Below are 15,400 nucleotides of genomic sequence, written 5' to 3' on the forward strand. Positions count from 1 at the left end.
AGTTTATATGGTAGGTATATGCATTGTTAGATAAATAGTCTCTTTTCCAGTTTTGGTATAAAAAAGGGATGATTCAAATTTTTATTTTGAAATAATCCCTTAAAATTAATTTTAGTTAATATTTTTATATTATACTATTCCTTTATCTATCATCGCATCTATCATTGAATCAAACCCAGAGCTATTATACATAAACATTACAACATCAGCATTGCTTTCCTCAATCATATCTTTGTATGTTTTATCTATTGAGTTTATATTTCTAGGGTCTACTATCTCTACTTCATTAAACATATCAGCAAATAAAAGTGTTGTAGGAGCCTGGTATGAATCTCTAAATATTAGTATTTTTTTATCTAATAATGCTTTAGGATTTTTTATAGTTAATATATTAGTTTGAGCTCCTCTAATGTATGCCCCACCATAATCCCACTTTTTATCACTTCTTTTAGTTGCATAGACCTGTCTTTCTTCTTTTTCTTTTCCATTTATATCAAAGCTATAATCTTGGTTATCTTTTGTCATATAAACTACATATTCATTTTCTTTAATTAGCATATCTATATTTTGATTATAACTTCCTACAAACTTTTTATCAGTAACTATAGACTTTTTGTAGCTATTAAAATGATTTCTTAAATCTTGCTTAGAAAGACCCAAGTCCATATTTGATGCCATCATTTTAAAGCCTTCAAATGCTCCATATCCAGTCCAATGATGGTCAGTTTTAAAATATAAATTTTCTCTTTCTTTATTTGAATAGTTGCTTAAAAAATACTCATCCATATCTATGTATTTAATTGAATCTTGATTTAATCTATTTTTAAAATTCTTTAAATTTATATCTATATTACTTGTATTATCAACATACTTAGGATATAAATGTTTTAGCATATTAGATTTATGTGGTATCATTGTAAAATACACATCTTTTCCCATATCTTTACTTAGATCAGATAAGTAATTAATAGACTTTTCGTATCTATTTAATTGGTTTTGGTTTAAAACTTTTGGAAACATACCTAATATCCAGTTATCTTTTCCTAAGTAATAGTTACCTACTTTAGTTTTATTTAAACTAGCTTGAGATTTTGTATTTATTGATATCATTTCATCTCTAAATGCAAAATGGTCATTAAAGTACTCTTCAAATTTATCTATGTAGTTACCTTTTTTAAAATTTTCTATAGTTGGGAATTTTGCAAGATTTCTATTTTCAGTTATACTTAATTTTTTCTTTGGAAGTGAGAAGTTTAGTATAAAAAATCCAAATACTATAATTAAAAATGAAATGGCAACAATCCTTGGTTTATTTTTATTCATGTCAATACCTCCAAAATTAGAATCTAAAGTATAAGAATGGATTATAAGTTGAGCTACTTAACATTACCATTACAATAAACATGCAAGCAACTATGAAAGCTGCATTAGTAACTTGACACATTGTACTATTTAGTGTATTTTTATTCTTCTTAACTACTAATGACTTTATAACTTCTACAATAGGAGTTGATAGAATGATTGCTCCAACAATTATATACCAATATTCAATTATAAATACATTGAATGCATTACTGACAAGTGGATAATTTCCAGAACCAAACATAATACCTATAAACTTAATAGCTTTTGGTAAATCTTCTGCTCTAAAGAATACCCATCCAATCATGACTATAAAAAGTAAATACATATGTCTTATGATTCTTGGCATTTTATATAACAACTTTTCTAAAAATGCTTTTTCTATTGATATTAATATTCCAAAATATAGACCCCATATAATAAAAGTCCAATTAGCTCCATGCCACATGCCAGTTAAAAACCATACTATAAATAGATTTCTATATAGTTTTAATCTAGAGACTCTATTTCCACCTAATGGGAAATATACATAGTCTTTAAACCAAGTACTTAAAGATATATGCCACCTTCTCCAAAACTCAGATACTGTTTGAGAGATATATGGATAGTTGAAATTTTCTAAAAAATCAAATCCAAATATCTTACCTAAACCAATAGCCATATCACTATAACCACTAAAGTCATAGAATATTTGAAGTGTATAGCAAACTACACCTAGCCACACATCAAGTCTTGATAAATCTCCAGATGACTTATTAAATACATCATCTGCAATTATACCTAATTGATTTGCTAAAATCACCTTTTTTCCAAGACCAATAACGAATCTGTTTACGCCTTGAGTAAATTTATACCAATTATGTTCTCTATGTTCAATGGCATCTGCCACAGTCTGATATCTAACAATAGGACCTGCTACAAGCTGAGGGAATAAACTTATGTATAATGCTAGGTTAGTTAATTTTCTTTGAACTTTAGCATCATTTCTATATACATCTATTACATAGCTCATTATCTGAAATGTGAAAAATGAGATACCTAAAGGTAATTTAATTTCAGATATAGTTATATTTGTATTTAATAAAAAATTAATATTATCTACAAAGAAATTGCTATACTTGAATATACCAAGAATGGATATATTGTAAATCACAGAAAGCACAACCCATATTTTCTTATCTTTACTGTCAGAAACTTTAATACCAAATATATAGTTTACTATTATTGATAGCATCATCAAAAAAATATATTTTGGTTCTCCCCATGCATAGAAGGTAATACTTGCTAGAAGTAACACAACATTTTTATACTTAGAATTTGCTAAGTAATAGCAAATGAGTGTGACTGGAAAGAATAAAAATAAAAATATTAAACTACTGAATATCATATTAAACTCCTTATCTTTTTATTATTTAATAAATGAATAATAAATAAAACAACTAAAATTAATAATATATATATTAAGAGTAAGGTCTTGATTCATTTCTGATTTTAGGCTCATACTATTTAACTACCACTGCTTACTGAGCACTTCTTGAGAGAGTACAATAGCAACAATAAGTTGATGTATCAAGAATTATACTCAGAGCAATTGTTAAAGATCTAGCTTTATAACTTTTTATGTATTTTAGTGTTATTTTTAAATTATATTTTATATTTACAACTTCCTTTCTTAACTAAATAAATTATATATTTATCTAAAATATATAGCAAAGTAAGTATTTTCAAGTTTTAAGTACTTAATTGTACAAATTTAGCTGTGTTTTTACAAGTTTTATTAATATATATGTAAATTTTGACTTTTTATATAATTTTTTTAAAATGATGTAATGTTATAATGGATTAATAAAGCTATTATGATAAAATAATAAAGAAAAATCACGGGCACATTGCTTAACTATATGTGTTTGCCTTTGGTTGTAGCTCTATACAGTCCATTAAGATAGATGTTGTTTATATCTATAATTGTAAAAAGAACTCTTTATTAAGTATTGGAGTTAGAATACTTTCAGATATGCTTTTATTACAAGTTTGTTTTAAATGACAAATACTTTAAAATAATATCGAATCGTTATACTGAATAATGATGATTGATTATAAATATTTTTAGAGAGGGAAAAGTTTTAGAGATTGGGAAAAAATCAATATGATAAGAAGTATGGATTTATTAAGTAAATACATAAAAAATCCTGCTTTGTTTAGATATGTTTTAGGAGTTCAAGAAGTCATGCCTATGGTATTTATACTTATACAAGGCTAGAAACAAAGATGAAAAAATATTACAGTAAAAAAAAACTCTTTAGTATATACTAAAGAGTTTTTTTTATTGGTGCCGCTGATGGGACTCGAACCCATATGGTTTCCCGTACGATTTTGAGTCGTATGCGTATGCCAGTTCCGCCACAGCGGCTTATATTTTAAATCCAAGCTACTTGTATATCCTACCAGATTTTCCAAGAATATGCAAGAGGAATATTGAATACAAAATACTCATCAAACTGTAAAATATCATAAATACTAGACTTTTATTACAAAAACTTATAAATCAACACAGTTGATTTTGAACCCATTGTATTTATCAATTCCACCACTCGGGCATATTATGTATATTATTATAGCAAAAAAATATATTGTTTGCAACATATTTAATTTTAATATACTATTATTATTATGGGAATATTAAATAACAGTATATTGGTATATAATATATATGTTACAAAAATAGATAATTTTTAGGAGTGATATAATTTGGAAAAAAAATTAATTATAATAGATGGAAATTCAATAATAAATAGGGCTTTTTATGCTCTTCCAGAAATGAATAATAAAGAAGGTCTAAAGACCAATGCTATATATGGTTTTACGACAATGTTATTTAAAATGATTGATATATATAAACCAACACATATAAGTGTAGCCTTTGACAGAAAAGCACCTACATTTAGACATTTAGAATATAAAGAATATAAGGCTGGAAGAAAGGGAATGCCAGATGAATTGGCAGAACAATTACAACCATTAAAAGACCTTTTAGATAAATTTAAAATAAACAGATTAGAAATAGATGGTTATGAAGCAGATGATATTATAGGTACTGTTTCTAAAAAAGCAGAAGAGAATGGATATAAGGTATACATAGTAACTGGAGATAAAGATGCCATCCAACTTGCTTCAGATAACACAACTACTCTTATAACAAAAAAAGGAGTTGGTGAAGTAGAAGAATACAATTTTAATTCTGTGATTGAAAAGTACGAGATGACACCAACACAGTTTATAGATTTAAAAGGTCTGATGGGAGATAAGTCAGATAATATACCTGGAGTACCTGGGATAGGTGAAAAAACAGGCATAAAGCTTATAAAAGAGTTTTCTAGTGTAGAAAACTTGATAGAGAATACAGATAAACTTAAAGGTAGTGTAAAAAAGAAAATAGAAGAAAATAAAGAAATTGCTATTCAAAGTAAAAGATTAGCAACTATTATAAGAGATGTACCAATAGAAGTAAATTTAGAGAGCATGATTTTTGGTGATTATGATAAAGATGAGCTTTTAGATAAATTTAGATATTTTGGATTTACAAGTCTCTTATCAAGATTAGTTGATTTAGTTGATTCAAATGATACAGAGCAAGTAGAAGAAAAAATAGAAATATTAAAACTAAAAGATATAGATAAATTTATAGATGAAGTGAATAAAAAAGGACAGGTTATTTTAAAAACTGTTAGAGGACAAGGTAATATACTTGAAAAAAATATAATATATATTTTTATAAGTGTAGATGGAGAAAAAATATATTATATAGATTCAGATGAAGTAACAAAATTAGATAGCATACTTTCAAATAACGAAATTAAAAAATATGGATATAATTTAAAGGATGATTATATATCTTTAAAGCCATATAATATTAAATTGGAAAATATGTATTTTGATATAACTATAGCTGAGTATTTAATAGATTCAACTTCATCTACTTCATATGATTGTAGTGCAATAGCCATGAAGTATTTATCAAAAAAGGTTAAATCAAAAGAAGAATTATTAGGAAAAGGAGTTAAATCCAAAAACTATGAAGATTTAGAGTTTGAGGATTTAGCTGAGTACATGGGTCAAATAATATGCACAGTGAAAGAAACAGTTCCTATGATGGAAAGAAGTCTAATAGATATGAGTATGGATGGTCTTTTTTATCATGTAGAGATGCCTTTAGTAGAAGTTTTAGGACATATGGAGTATGAAGGTATAAAAGTAGACAAAAGTATCTTGGATGAGTTAAGTATTGAGTTTAAAGAAATAATAGCTACATTAGAAAAGGAAATTTATGAATTATCTGGAGAACCATTCAATATAAATTCACCAAAACAATTAGGTGTTATACTATTTGAAAAATTAGAGCTTCCAATAATCAAAAAAACTAAGACTGGATACTCTACTAATGCAGATGTTCTAGAAAAATTAAGGGATAAACATCCAATAATAGATAAGATAACTGAGTATAGACAAATAGTAAAGTTGAATTCTACTTACGTTGAAGGGCTTTTAAATATAATAAATCCAGAAAGTAATAGAATTCATTCATCATTTAATCAAACAATAACAACTACAGGAAGAATTTCATCTACAGAACCAAATCTTCAAAATATACCTATAAAAATGGAAATGGGTAGAAAAATAAGAAAAGTATTCATTGCAGATGATAATTGTAAGCTGGTTGATGCCGATTACTCACAGGTAGAACTTCGAGTTCTTGCACATATGAGTCAAGATGAAAATATGATAGAAGCATTTAAACACAATGAAGATATTCATACTAAAACAGCTTCACAAGTTTTCAATGTTTCTATGGAAGATGTCACTAGTGAATTGAGAGGTGCAGCTAAAGCAGTAAACTTTGGTATTATATATGGTAAAAGTGATTTTGGATTGGCAGATGATTTAAATATACCTGTTCCAAAGGCAAAAGAGTATATTGAAAGTTATTTTGCTAAATACCATAAAATAAAAGAGTTTATGGATATGACAATAGAAAAGGCTAGTGAAGATGGATATGCTGTAACAATTTTAAACAGAAGAAGATATATACCAGAGATAAAATCAAGCAATTTTATGGAAAGAAACAGAGGAAAGAGATTTGCTATGAATGCACCAATACAGGGAAGTGCAGCAGATATAATAAAAATTGCTATGATAAATGTTCATAAAAAGTTGGAAGATAATAATTTAAAATCAAAACTTATACTACAAGTTCACGATGAATTGATAGTTGAAGCAATTGATGATGAAATAGAGATAGTTAAAAAGATAGTAAAAGAAGAAATGGAAAATGCTGTAAGTATGGATGTTCACTTAGATGTAGATTTAAATGTCGGTAGTTCTTGGTATGAGACAAAGTAGGTGATTTTATGTTGATATTAGGACTTACAGGAGGAATAGGCTGTGGAAAAAGCAGCCTATCAAATATATTCAGAAATCTTAATATTTCTATAGTGGATGCAGATATTATATCTAGAAAAATATTTGAAGATAAAATATTATTAAAAAAAATATTTGATTACTTTGGACAAAATATAAAAAATGATGATGGAACATTAAATAGAAAAGCTCTTGGAAAAATAGTTTTTAATGATGAAGAAAAACTTAGAGAGCTAAATAATTTGACTCATCCACGAATAAGAGAAAGAATAATAAGTGAAATAGATGAAGTAAGAAAAAAAGGTGAAAGTATAGTGATTTTAGATGCAGCTATATTGGTAGAAAGTGGTTTTTTAGATATGGTTGATAAGTTATTAATAGTCACTTGTCAACAAGAAGTGCAAATTAATAGGATAAAGAATAGAGATAATTGTAGTGAGCAAGAAGCAATTAGTAGAATAAATTCACAAATGAGTCAGGAAGAAAAATCCAAATATGGTGATTATATAATAGATAATTCGGGAACAATAACTGAATTAGAAAGTAAAGCACACAAATTTATTGAGTACATGAAGGAGAATTGGCGTGAATAGTAAGAAAGTATTGATTCTATCTATTTTTATAATCTTATTTGGAGCACTATTAATGGAAAGCAAAGTAATACATAAGTTTTTGTATCCTAAAAAATATTCAGAATATGTAGAAAAGTATTCTAAGGAATTTAATTTAGATGAAAATATAGTTTACAGTGTTATAAAAGTCGAAAGTAAGTTTAATAGTTCTGCCATTTCAAAAAAAGAGGCAAAGGGTTTAATGCAACTATTAGATATAACTAGGGACTGGGGAGCAGATGAACTAAAGCTAAAAAATGTTGATATTTTTGACCCAGAGACTAATATAAGACTTGGTTGTTGGTATTTGAATAAATTGTATAAGGAATTTGGTAAATTGGACTTAGTAATAGCTGCATATAATGGTGGTTCAGGTAACGTGAGAAAGTGGTTAGAAAATAATGAATATAGTAAAGATGGAGAAAATCTACATGATATACCTTTTGAGCAAACTTCAAAATATGTAGAAAAAGTTAAAAATAATTATAAACATTATAATAAGATATATGGCAAGAAAGGAAAAAACTAATGAAGAGAATAAAAGTCTTAACAGTTATTTTAGCTATAACTCTTATGGTAGTTGGTTGTAGTAATACTAAAACAAAACAAAGTAGTAGCGATTCGAGTTTAAAAAGTCAAAGTTCTATAGATGCTAAATATATAAACTTAACAATGGTAACTCCAAAAACTATAAATCCTATAACTAATACTGATAAGTCTGTTGGTTATATAATGAATTTAGTTTATGATGGTTTATTTACTATAGATGAAAACTATAATGTAACTCCTCAACTAGTTAAAGAGTATAATATAGCTCAAGATGGAATGAGTATAGATATAAAGTTAAAAGATGCAAAGTGGCATGATGGAAAAGCTGTTACTTCAAATGATGTAAATTATACTATTGGCTTAATTCAAAAAAGTACAGATAGTCCATATAATGAATTTACTAAAAACATAGCTTCTGTGAATATTAAATCAGATAAAGATTTCACAATAAAATTTAAAGCTAGATATGCCTTTTCTATTGATAGTTTAATCTTTCCAATAGTATCTCAAAATCATTTAGATTCAAAGGATGCAAATGACAAAAATAATAATTTGATAGGAAATGGGAAATATAAAATAGAATCATATACAGAGAGAGAAGGAATGGTTTTATCTGTAAATAAAGATTACTATGAAGAAGTTCCAAAAACTATGAAGAATATAAAAGTGGGTATGGTTCCTAATGAAGATGCAAGAACATCTATGGTCATGGCACTTGATAGTGATATAACTAATGTTACATTGAATGATTTGAGTAAGTTTCAAGAAAAAGAGTTTAATATAACAAAATATCAAGGTAGAGAGTATGAGTGTATATTGTTTAATTATAATAATCCTTTTTTCAAGGATGTCAATTTTAGAAAAGCAATTGCACATTCTATAAATAAAGATAGAATTATCAGTGAAGGTTATATGGATGATGCTACTCCAGTTAAATTTCCGCTTAATTCAAAGTCAAAGTACTACAATAGTGAAATGAAAGATTTGGAATTCAATAAAGATAAGGCGATAGAGTATCTTAATAAAGTAGAATATGCAAATATAAATTCAGTAAATCAAAATGATAATAAAGCAGATAAGAAACAAAAAAAATCAACTAAAAAGAATACAAAAAAGCTTACTCCAGAAGAAGAAGCAAAAGCTAAAAAAGAGGAAGAAGAAAGAGTTAAAAAAGAAGCTGAGGAAAAACAAAATAGAGAAAAAGAAGAAGTAAAGAAAAGACTTTCTGAAATGAATTTAAAAATAATAGTAAATAGAGATAATAGCGAAAGACTAAAAACTGCAAACATAATAAGTGAAAACTTAAAGGCTATAGGAATAAATAATACAATAAATCAGTTATCAGATAAAGATATGGAAAATGCTCTTAATTCTAAAAACTATGATTTAGCATTGGTTGGATGGAAACTATCAAGTATACCAGATGTAAGTAGCATTATAGCAAGTAGTGGCTATACTGATGATAAGTTAAATGGATATATGTCTGCACTTACAAGTTCCACATCTGAAATTGAAACAAAAAAAGCATACAAAAATGTACAGACATATGTAAAAGATAATGCAACATTTATAAGTTTAGCTATCAGAAATAACTATATTGTAAGTAATAGTAGATTAAAAGGTAAAATTACTCCAAATGATTTTGATGTATATGAAGGAATATCTAATCTAGATATAAAATCTAGTGAATCAAATTAAATTAAATGGTTAATTAGTATTTAAAAAGTCAAAACTATATGATAAAATACCCTTATAGGGTATAAGGAGGTAATTAAATGAAAAAGAAACTATTAGTAGAAGGTATGAGTTGTGGTCATTGTGTAAATCATCTTAAAACTGCATTAACAGAAGATATAGATGGCATTGAAGTTTTAGATGTAGATTTAGAAAACAAGTGTGCATCTGTAGATATGAAAGATGATGTATCAATTGAAAAATTAAAAGAAGTAGTAGCAGAGTTAGGATTTGAATTAAAGGGAATTGAATAGAAAGATAACAAACTAAAAAAAGACCTCTATTGGGGGAGTAATAGAGGTCTAAAAATGGGGGAGATTGAGTATGTTTGATTTTACATTACTATTATCTCCCCCTTTAAATTAATATATACATAAAAAGTAAAAAAATTTTGTAATTACTCACATTTCTTAATTGTTTTGAATATACTATAAATAGTTAAGGGAGGGAGTATCATGGAATCTAGGGGATATAAAGAGGATTTAAAAAAAATGATACTTGATATGGCCCACAAAGAACTTGAGAGTTATGTATCACAAAAAGGAGCAAAAAAATACTTTGAAGGCAATTTGGATAAGATTATCAATAATAACATAAAAAAATTTAATCAAAGTATTGGTCTTAATAGAGTATATTTAAAAATGTTAAAAAAGTGTGCATATCAAGAAAGTGTAAATTCAATATCAAGAACTATAAAGAAAGAAACATTATTTAAATCAAAAAAAGAGCTATTCGCTTTTTCAGAGTACTTAAAGCTTGATATTAACAAGAGACTTTCATATAATCAGATTTTAAGAAAAATATCAAGATATATATACTATAATAGAAGTTCATATGCTCAAAAGTATGTTGCTTTTAAAAGAGGGGATGAAGAATATCTTTTAGAACCTGAAAAGATAAAAGATGAATTAATAGCAAGTTATAGGTCAAAAACTAGGGAAGATATGAAGTCTATAGCAAAACTTTTGGATATAGAAGTAGAAGATGATTATAATGCTGAAGACATTAGAAAAAAAGTAATAAATTATATTATTAAAGAGAAGATTAAGAACTAAAATTTTAATTTGTTTGGTTAGAATTGTACGAAGCAATACAATTTAAAAATTTTAAATAGTAAGTTCTATCAATTTACATGATTAAGTATAACTTGATTATAATTCTTCTATGGATTTGATAGAACTTATTCTTTTTTTGACATATTACCTTAAATAATTTACTACTATTTAGGAATTACACAGTATTATTCAAATTTTTAACTTAATGTGATTTAAATAAATTTATAATAATGATATAATATAAAAAAAATAAAAATTGGAGGGTGATTTCAAAATGAAGTTTAATTTTTGCCATAACAATTTCAATGTTACTGACTTAGAAAAAAGTTTGAATTTTTATAATAAAGCTTTGGGACTGAAAGAAGTAAAGCGTAAAGAAGCAGAAGATGGTAGTTTTATATTAGTTTATTTGGGGGATGGCATTACTAGTCATACATTAGAATTAACTTGGCTTAGAGATTGGGATGGACCATATAATTTAGGAGATAATGAATTCCACTTAGCTTTGGAAGTTGATGAGTTTGATGAGGCAAAAAAACTTCATAAAGATTTGGACTGTATATGTTTCGAAAACGAAAATATGGGAATTTATTTCATAGCAGACCCAGATAATTATTGGATTGAAATACTTCCTAAAAATTATTAATTTTAAGTAAATATTTATAATTTCTTTACAATTAATAATATAATAAGTTATCATTAAATTATAGGTACTAAAAATGGATAATAATGTTATGACTTTATGTTTATAAAAATTTGTTGGGGGGAGTGATGGTAGTGAAGAAAGCTATAGCAGCTTTAGGAATTGGAGCGGTAGCAGTATCTGTTAGTTCCATAAATGCAAGTGCTCTTGAAAAAGGAGTAGTAACGGCAAGTGCTTTGAATATAAGAAGTGGGCCAAGCGCTGATTGTGATAAAGTAGCAAAATTATACAAAGGAAAAACTGTAGAGATTTTAGAAAAATCTAATGGTTGGTATAAAGTAAGGGTATCAAGTTCTGTTGTTGGATGGGGAAGTGCAAAATACATATCAACTAGTGGTTCATCTGAAAGTACATCAAACCAAAGTAATTCGACTTCAAGTGGGACAACTATAAGTGGAAATGGTAAGGTAAATGTGAGTTCAAGACTGAATATAAGAAGTGGTGCAGGTACTAACTATTCATTAGTTGGTAAGGCAAATAATGGAGATGTAGTAAAGTTATTAGAACAAAGTAATGGATGGTACAAAATAAAACTATCAAATGGTGTTACTGGATGGGCTAGTAGCCAATATATCTCAAAAACGTCAGAAGATGTTGGGACAAATAATTCTAATTCAAATAATTCCAATTCAAGTAATACTAATAATTCTGATAAAAAACCATCTAGTGAAGAGTCTATTGAGGGAAAAAACGGTAAGGTAACCTCTACTGTAAGTTTAAATGTGAGAAGTGGACCTGGGACAAGTTATTCTATAATAGGAAAATTAAATGGTGGAGATATTGTTGAATTAAAGGCTAAGAGTAGTGGATGGTATAAAGTAAAGTTATCAAATGGTACAACTGGATGGGTAAGTGCTAGTTATATTTCTGAGACTAATGAAGGAACAAAAGACAATTCTAGTTCATCATCTAATCAGAATTCTCAATCCAACAGTAATTCTAATTCATCATTTACTGGAAATTCGGATAAATCTACAGCAAAAGGCTCAACAATTGTAGACTTTGCATATACTCTTATTGGAATTCCATATCAGTGGGGTGCATCAGGCCCTAATAAATTTGACTGCTCTGGATTCACACAGTATGTTTTCAAAAACTCTGTAGGTGTTTCTATTCCTAGAGTTTCCAGAGAGCAAGCCAAATCTGGAAGCGCAGTTTCTATGGGAAATTATGCACCAGGAGATTTGGTTTATTTTGACACTGATGGAGATGGAGCAACTAATCATGTAGGCATATATGTAGGTAATAGTAAATTTATCCATTGTAGTGGTACTCAGACCAATCCTAATAAGGTTAAAGTGGATAATTTAACTAGTTCATATTGGTCTAAAGCATTACTTGGAGCAAGAAGACTTGCTTAACAAATACAATTTCTTATTAAAAAATTAGAATAAATAATCATTTCTATTCATAAATTGTGACTCTTAAAAATATACTTTATTAATAATATAATTTTGGGAGGGACAAACTAATGAATAGAAGAAAAACGATATACAGAGGATTTAATAATAATAGACATAAAATTGATTTACGTAAGTATGTTATAACCATTGCCTGTTTATGTTTAATTGGCTATTATTCTTATACAAAAATAAAAGATAGCAAGGTACTTGAATATGTATCAGCTAAAATACCATTTCTAAATCATTCATCAGATATAACTTATAAAGATATATCTGATGAATTAAATTCAATAAAAAACGGAAAAAAATCTAAATCAGAAACCAGTCCAGAAGATAAAGAAGAAACTAATCCAGAAAAAGCAGTAAATAATACTAAAGAAGCAGAAGAAGTGAAATTAGCTACTATAGAAGGATGGGATATGTATACTATTCAAGTTGCTGCAATAGATAATAATGATGACTTGAAAAAAATACAGACATCATTAGTTAGTAGCGATATACCTTTTTCAGTTATGAAGAAGGATGGAGTAAAAAAAATACAGACATATTCTTCGTTTGACGAAAACGAAGTTAGAAAACACATAAGCAGTGTAAGAAAGGTATTTCCAGATGCATTTTTATCACACTTGGATGCACCTATGTTGTCTTTAGAATATACAAGTAATTACGCTTATATAGAGAGTATATCTAAAGAATTAAATAAATTAATAACAAACTTTAAAGAAGAATCAAGTTTTTGGTCAAATGATGAAAATAATGTGGATATGAAAAAATATAATACTATTTTGACAAATAGAAAGGCAATATCACAAAATATATCAAAAGAAGCTGAAAAGATTGACTATTCTGAAATGCGTTTATTTAAAGATAATTTAATTGATTATGTAAAGAATGTAAATGAAAAAATTGATACAGCTTCAAAAGCAGCAAATGAAGAAAAATATAGTGTGAGTAAAAGTCTACTTTTATCATCTATGCAAGAGTACTCTTTGTTTATAAATTCTATAAAATAAAATACAGAAAATTTGGACTTTAGAAAGCTATATGAAAAGGATTGTTTAATTAAGCAATCCTTTTCCTCGTTTTGACTTAATATAAAGGTATTGATTTATAAAATAAATTATAAAAATAGGGATATTTTTTTAACAATTGTTAAGATTTTTTAATATATATAGTATACTTATATAAGGCAGAAAAAATGTTTTTTTATAGATAAGGGGGTAAAACAATGAAACTCTTAACTTTTAAGGGAGGGATACATCCTCCATATAGAAAAGAGTACTCTAACACAAAGGCACTTGAAAAAGCTCAAGCTCCAAAGATAGTTTACATTCCTCTTCAGCAACATATAGGGGCACCAGCTAAACCTATTGTTGAAGTTGGTGATGAAGTAAAGTTTGGGCAAAAAATAGGTGAACAACAAGGTTTTGTGTCATGTAACGTTCATTCTTCAGTATCAGGAAAAGTTATTGCTATTGAACAACATGAAGTACCAGGTGGTTCGGCTCAATGTGTAGTTATCGAAAACGACTTTAAGGAAGAATTACATGAAAGTGTTCAACCAAAAGGTCAGTTAGAGGATTTGAGTAAAGAAGATATAGTAGGTATTATAAAAGAGGCAGGAATAGTAGGTATGGGTGGAGCTACATTCCCTAACCATGTAAAAGTATCTCCTCCACCAGATAGTAAAGCAGAAGTAGTTATATTAAATGGAGCAGAGTGTGAGCCATACTTAACTGCAGACCACAGATTAATGATTGAAAATCCAGAAGATGTTGTATTTGGTTTAAGAGCATTAATGAAGGTATTAGATGTTAAAAAAGGATTTATAGGAATTGAAACAAATAAACCAGATGCTATAGAAGCAATTCAAAATGTAGCTAAAGATTATAGTGAAATCGAAGTTGTTGGTCTTCAAGTGAAATATCCACAAGGAGCAGAAAAACAACTTATTTATGCGTGTACAGGTAAAGAAGTTCCATCTGGTGGATTACCAATAGCAGCAGGTGCAGTTGTTGACAACGTTGCCACAGCAGCTCAAATAGCTAAATCTATTAAAACAGGTATGCCTTTGGTAGAAAGAATCACTACAATAACAGGTAGTTGTATCAAAGAACCTAAAAACCTAATAACAAAAGTTGGAACATTAGTTTCAGAAATAATAGAACAATGTGGTGGATTTAAAGAAGGTAAGAAGGTTGGTAAAGTTATAATGGGTGGACCTATGATGGGTATGGCTCAATATACTACTGAGATAGCAACTAATAAAGGTTCTTCAGGGATTTTATGTTTGGATGAGGAAGAATCACGTACTCCAGATATTCAAAACTGTTTAAGATGTGGAAGATGTACAGATGTATGTCCATCATTCTTACAACCACTTTACATAAGTGCATATTCTTTAAGAGATGATTATGACACAGCTGAATATCATAGAGCAATGGATTGTATCGAATGTGGGTCTTGTTCATTTATTTGTCCAGCAAGAAGACCATTACTTCAATCTATAAGATCAGCAAAGAGAGAAATAGGAGCAAAGAGAAGAAAGCAAGCTGCTCAGAAATAAAG

The 15,400-nt window shown here is 27.7% G+C and carries 12 protein-coding genes and 1 tRNA gene; 10 read left to right on the forward strand and 3 right to left on the reverse strand.

Translation table 11 applies throughout. The annotated features are described in order from the left end of the window. Positions 1 to 129 precede the first annotated feature (129 nt). The 3 genes from ACTG45_RS05835 to ACTG45_RS05845 all read right to left on the reverse strand — a co-directional run bounded on the left by ACTG45_RS05835 (position 130) and on the right by ACTG45_RS05845 (position 3,772). The gene (locus tag ACTG45_RS05835) at positions 130 to 1,323 is read right to left on the reverse strand and encodes an alginate O-acetyltransferase AlgX-related protein (RefSeq protein WP_479920006.1); all 1,194 of its coding nucleotides are present in this window, start codon (positions 1,321 to 1,323) and stop codon (positions 130 to 132) included. A 16-nt stretch (positions 1,324 to 1,339) separates the two neighbouring features. Further along, complete coding sequence (locus ACTG45_RS05840) at positions 1,340 to 2,749, reverse strand: MBOAT family O-acyltransferase (protein WP_479920007.1); 1,410 nt, start codon at positions 2,747 to 2,749, stop codon at positions 1,340 to 1,342. 940 nt (positions 2,750 to 3,689) lie between these two features. Continuing rightward, positions 3,690 to 3,772: transfer RNA gene (locus ACTG45_RS05845), tRNA-Leu, on the reverse strand. A gap of 338 nt (positions 3,773 to 4,110) precedes the next feature. Here ACTG45_RS05845 and polA point away from each other — a divergent pair. The 10 genes from polA to rsxC all read left to right on the forward strand — a co-directional run bounded on the left by polA (position 4,111) and on the right by rsxC (position 15,398). Beyond that, positions 4,111 to 6,759, forward strand: coding sequence for a DNA polymerase I (gene polA / locus ACTG45_RS05850; RefSeq protein ID WP_021383856.1), 2,649 nt, complete (start codon positions 4,111 to 4,113; stop codon positions 6,757 to 6,759). 8 nt (positions 6,760 to 6,767) lie between these two features. Beyond that, entirely contained in the window at positions 6,768 to 7,370 is a 603-nt protein-coding gene (coaE, locus tag ACTG45_RS05855; protein ID WP_479920008.1) for a dephospho-CoA kinase, read from the forward strand. After that, positions 7,363 to 7,917: a lytic transglycosylase domain-containing protein gene (locus ACTG45_RS05860; protein WP_021383889.1), complete on the forward strand. Its 555-nt coding sequence runs from the start codon at positions 7,363 to 7,365 to the stop codon at positions 7,915 to 7,917. Before coaE ends, ACTG45_RS05860 begins: the two co-directional genes overlap by 8 nt. Continuing rightward, positions 7,917 to 9,635 (forward strand): ABC transporter substrate-binding protein, encoded by a 1,719-nt coding sequence (locus tag ACTG45_RS05865; protein ID WP_479920009.1) that lies wholly within the window; start codon positions 7,917 to 7,919, stop codon positions 9,633 to 9,635. Before ACTG45_RS05860 ends, ACTG45_RS05865 begins: the two co-directional genes overlap by 1 nt. Before the next feature lie 77 nt (positions 9,636 to 9,712). After that, complete coding sequence (locus ACTG45_RS05870; RefSeq protein ID WP_021383836.1) at positions 9,713 to 9,925, forward strand: heavy-metal-associated domain-containing protein; 213 nt, start codon at positions 9,713 to 9,715, stop codon at positions 9,923 to 9,925. 201 nt (positions 9,926 to 10,126) lie between these two features. Then, positions 10,127 to 10,726 carry a hypothetical protein gene (locus ACTG45_RS05875; RefSeq protein ID WP_021383851.1) on the forward strand — a complete coding sequence of 200 codons (600 nt, stop codon included), beginning with the start codon at positions 10,127 to 10,129 and terminating at the stop codon, positions 10,724 to 10,726. Between the two features lie 274 nt (positions 10,727 to 11,000). Then, complete coding sequence (locus ACTG45_RS05880) at positions 11,001 to 11,372, forward strand: VOC family protein (RefSeq protein ID WP_021383811.1); 372 nt, start codon at positions 11,001 to 11,003, stop codon at positions 11,370 to 11,372. A 122-nt stretch (positions 11,373 to 11,494) separates the two neighbouring features. Further along, complete coding sequence (locus ACTG45_RS05885; RefSeq protein ID WP_479918369.1) at positions 11,495 to 12,790, forward strand: Cwl0971 familypeptidoglycan hydrolase; 1,296 nt, start codon at positions 11,495 to 11,497, stop codon at positions 12,788 to 12,790. Between the two features lie 110 nt (positions 12,791 to 12,900). Continuing rightward, positions 12,901 to 13,845 (forward strand): hypothetical protein, encoded by a 945-nt coding sequence (locus tag ACTG45_RS05890; protein WP_479920010.1) that lies wholly within the window; start codon positions 12,901 to 12,903, stop codon positions 13,843 to 13,845. Positions 13,846 to 14,060: 215 nt separating this feature from the next. Then, the gene (gene rsxC, locus ACTG45_RS05895) at positions 14,061 to 15,398 is read left to right on the forward strand and encodes an electron transport complex subunit RsxC (RefSeq protein ID WP_021383815.1); all 1,338 of its coding nucleotides are present in this window, start codon (positions 14,061 to 14,063) and stop codon (positions 15,396 to 15,398) included. Positions 15,399 to 15,400 lie beyond the last annotated feature (2 nt).

It is taken from the genome of Clostridioides sp. LIBA-7602 (genome assembly GCF_056688945.1).